3 protein-coding genes are annotated in these 3,344 nt (G+C 39.8%); 1 reads left to right on the top strand and 2 read right to left on the bottom strand.

The window, feature by feature from the left end; translation table 11 throughout:
* Positions 1-150: 150 nt before the first annotated feature.
* The gene (locus H5158_RS22270; protein WP_182740935.1) at positions 151-867 is read right to left on the bottom strand and encodes a hypothetical protein; all 717 of its coding nucleotides are present in this window, start codon (positions 865-867) and stop codon (positions 151-153) included.
* Between the two features lie 425 nt (positions 868-1,292).
* Positions 1,293-1,901: a TetR/AcrR family transcriptional regulator gene (locus tag H5158_RS22265; protein ID WP_182740934.1), complete on the bottom strand. Its 609-nt coding sequence runs from the start codon at positions 1,899-1,901 to the stop codon at positions 1,293-1,295.
* A gap of 94 nt (positions 1,902-1,995) precedes the next feature.
* On the opposite strand from H5158_RS22265, the gene H5158_RS22260 reads away from it, so the two are divergent.
* Positions 1,996-2,877 (top strand): SDR family oxidoreductase, encoded by an 882-nt coding sequence (locus H5158_RS22260; protein ID WP_182740933.1) that lies wholly within the window; start codon positions 1,996-1,998, stop codon positions 2,875-2,877.
* The last annotated feature ends 467 nt before the right edge of the window (positions 2,878-3,344 follow it).

Below are 3,344 nucleotides of genomic sequence, written 5' to 3'. Positions count from 1 at the left end.
AGGTTTAGTGTCATTGAGAGATATTTGGATCAATATTCATTACGGGAGATGAACCGCCCATTGCGGACCCGCATGATGGGTGGTGTGGGGGCTGGAGGTTAGAGACCTCCGGCTACCCGATTAGCTGTATTAAGCTCGATGATTGGTTTGTTACAATAACCAAATTTTTGTATCTGGAGCAATAATTTTATCTGTAAAATCCAGAAGTTCATCATCTTTCATTCTTTTAATTTCTTTAATAACCCGGCCACCTCCTAGGCTATCAGATAAGCTATTAACTAAATCTCGAGCCTGAATCGTTCTTTTTATCCTTTTTAGCCTTTTAATCTCCATAAGTATGTGGTCTCTTACAGTTTCCTCTCTAGCTTCACTTTCAACTGAACGTGACGTTTGAATAGCGCTATCTAGTAGCTTTTCTATTTCATTTCGCATTCCTACAACCTCACCATCAGCAGCCTTTTGCTGTGCAAGAATAGCTTCAAGTTTTTTATCCATGTTCTTTTTGATCTCTAAAACTTTTTCTTCTGCTTTACGGTCTGCCTCTTCAAGAATATCATTTTTTTTCTCGGTGACTTTATCAACAGTGTCATCTCCACTCCAGATGTGTTTTCGCATATCTGAGACTGTATCTTTCATCATTGTAAAAGTATCTGAATATAATTTATCAAATAAGTTTTCAAGTCTTTGAATGCTAGCATCAATTCCCTTTGCTGCCTCAGTAGTCGATTTCGATGCTTCATTAGACATTTTAAAAAAAGCAATAGAAAGCCAAATAGCACCTATTGCAAGAATCAATGATGCTATTGAAGCAATTAAACTTACCAGTTCTATTCCCGTCATTGTTGTCTCCATAATTTCTTTTGTCATCAAAGTTCCGAATACAGCTAACAATTTTATAGTGCGCGAAGGGCGGATCTTTCTGCTCCGACCACACTCATATGTATACTTTACACAGTTTTAACAAATTAGCTAAGATATTACTATTATTAAGTTTTCTAAAATCTTTAAGTAGAGCTAAATGGAACAATATACGCGCGTCGCTCATATCCTTGAATATCTGAGCAAACAACGTTTTACTACTTAATTAGCTATTATCAATAGCCGGGTATTGCTCACAGCCGAACTTAGTTAGAGCACTATGAGTTCAACCGAGCTTTGCTCTGAATATCAAATTCGACACTAACCAAAATAAATACACATACTGATGCGAATTATTGTGCTGATTTGAGCCAGAAAGTTCTCTTTTCAACCTTTGTTGAAAAAATGTCTTAAAACTGAACAAGCTGGCGTAGTCATTCCAGCACAGAAAAAGCGACTAATAATATCTTTTTCACCGTTTCAGGGGCCACACCTCGAGCTAGCTGTGTCGATGCATTGCTTAGCTGCGCGTCAATATAAGTAGCAGCAAATTCCGATGACATGTCCACAGAAAACTCTCCCTTAGTCTTTGAACGCTCTACCCATTTCTTGAAAAAAACTAATCCCTGCTTTTCAAGAAAATCTATTTGCGCTTGTGTTTCTTTTCCCAAATGTACTCGTGATTCGCGCATTTTTATAAAAAGACAGCCATTTGGAGATTCATCATGACAATTAACTGAAGTGGCAAACGATATAAGGTTATCAAGAGCCTCTCTAAATGGAACGTCACTATTTAGCATCTGCTGCACAGGCTCTAACACTTGCTCCTGATACCTAATCAGGACAGCTTTCATCAAGCCATCTTCATTAGAAAATTCACGGTAAAGACCAGGTTTAGATACACCCGATCTTCTGCAAATTTCATTAAGGGATAAATTACCTATATTGTCTTTCCAGTAAGAATCCATTGCCACATCTAAAATATGATCGCGATCTAAGGTCTTTGGACGCCCTCTAACGGGCTTAACTGTATTTGAATTCATTTGGTACCACTCGGTATTTTAATTTGACAGGCTGTTCTTTACGGTTTATTGTACCGGCTGGTATTTAATTAGGCAAAGCAAATAGGAAAGAATAATGAACGAAACACAAAAAAGCATCGTTATCACAGGTAGCAGCAGTGGATTTGGTCAAAAGTCAGTAAAAGATTTTGCTGATAAAGGCTATCTAGTGTTCGCTACTATGCGCGGCCCTGAAGGCAAAAACGCTGCAGTTAAAGCCGAATTAGAAGCGTATAGCGATTCTATTCAGGTTGTTGATATGGATGTTACTAACGACGATTCTGTCAAAACCGCCATTGCGAGTGTGCTAGATAAAGCGGGAAAAATTGATGTGTTACTAAACAATGCTGGCGTAATGTATCTTGGCATTACAGAAGCATTTAGCATTGATCAAGCTCGCGAGCAGATGGAAACCAACTACTATGGCGCTATGCGTACTATTCTGGCAGTTTTGCCTGCGATGCGTGAAGCTAAGTCTGGCCTGATCATCAACACCTCATCAATGGTTGGCCAAATTTCAGCGCCGTATTTCTCTACTTACGCAGCGACAAAACATGCTTTAGAAGGCTACCTCCAAGGTTTACGCTACGAAGTAGCACCATTCGGCATCGATGTCGCCATCGTACAACCAGGGCCATTCCCTACAGGTCTAAGTGCATCAGGACAACAACCATCACGCACAGACATACTGGACAGCTACGGCGAATTGGCAAACATTCCTGCCGCTATGTTCGAGGAATTCGGTAAATTTATGCAGAGCGATCAAGCGCCTAATCCACAAATGGTGGTAGATGCCTATTTAGCGCTAGCAGACATGCCTAAAGGTAAACGCCCAACACGCACAGCAGTTGGTTTAGTTTGGGGTGTAGATGAAATAAACGCAGCTAAACAACCTATCCAAGATCGTGTTTTGACAGAAATGCAACTAGACAAGGTGCTAGGTGGTGTTGACGTATAATTTTAGTCATCAGGGGGCAAGTTGTTTTTGCCCCTTTGGTTATCAAGTTACAATTAAATGAATTATTTATCTGCGAGCTTACAGGCACAACTTATCTTTTTATTCACCATTGAGCACACAGAGGCGCTTCGCGCTGCACAGAGTAAAAATTTTTGGACTTTTATTTACTTCTCGGTGAACTCGGTGTGCTCTGTGGTTAATTTCTTTAGTAACTAGCAACCTAACAAACCGCGTTTCAATAATGTAGTCAGGATTGTCAAAATGATGCCAACATGAGATTAAATTAGGTATTTGTCTGGCTCTAACTAGCACAACTTATCTTTTTATTCACCACAGAGAACACAGAGGCGCTTCGCGCTGCACAGAGAAAGAATCTTTGAACTCTTATTCACTTCTCGGTGAACTCTGTGGTTAAATTTTCTTGAACCTAGAACCTAGAACCTAGAACCTAGAACCTAGAACCTAGA

It is taken from the genome of Pseudoalteromonas sp. SR45-6, assembly GCF_014163545.1.
Lineage (GTDB): Bacteria > Pseudomonadota > Gammaproteobacteria > Enterobacterales > Alteromonadaceae > Pseudoalteromonas > Pseudoalteromonas rhizosphaerae.
This window is presented reverse-complemented; position numbering and strand designations above follow the sequence as displayed.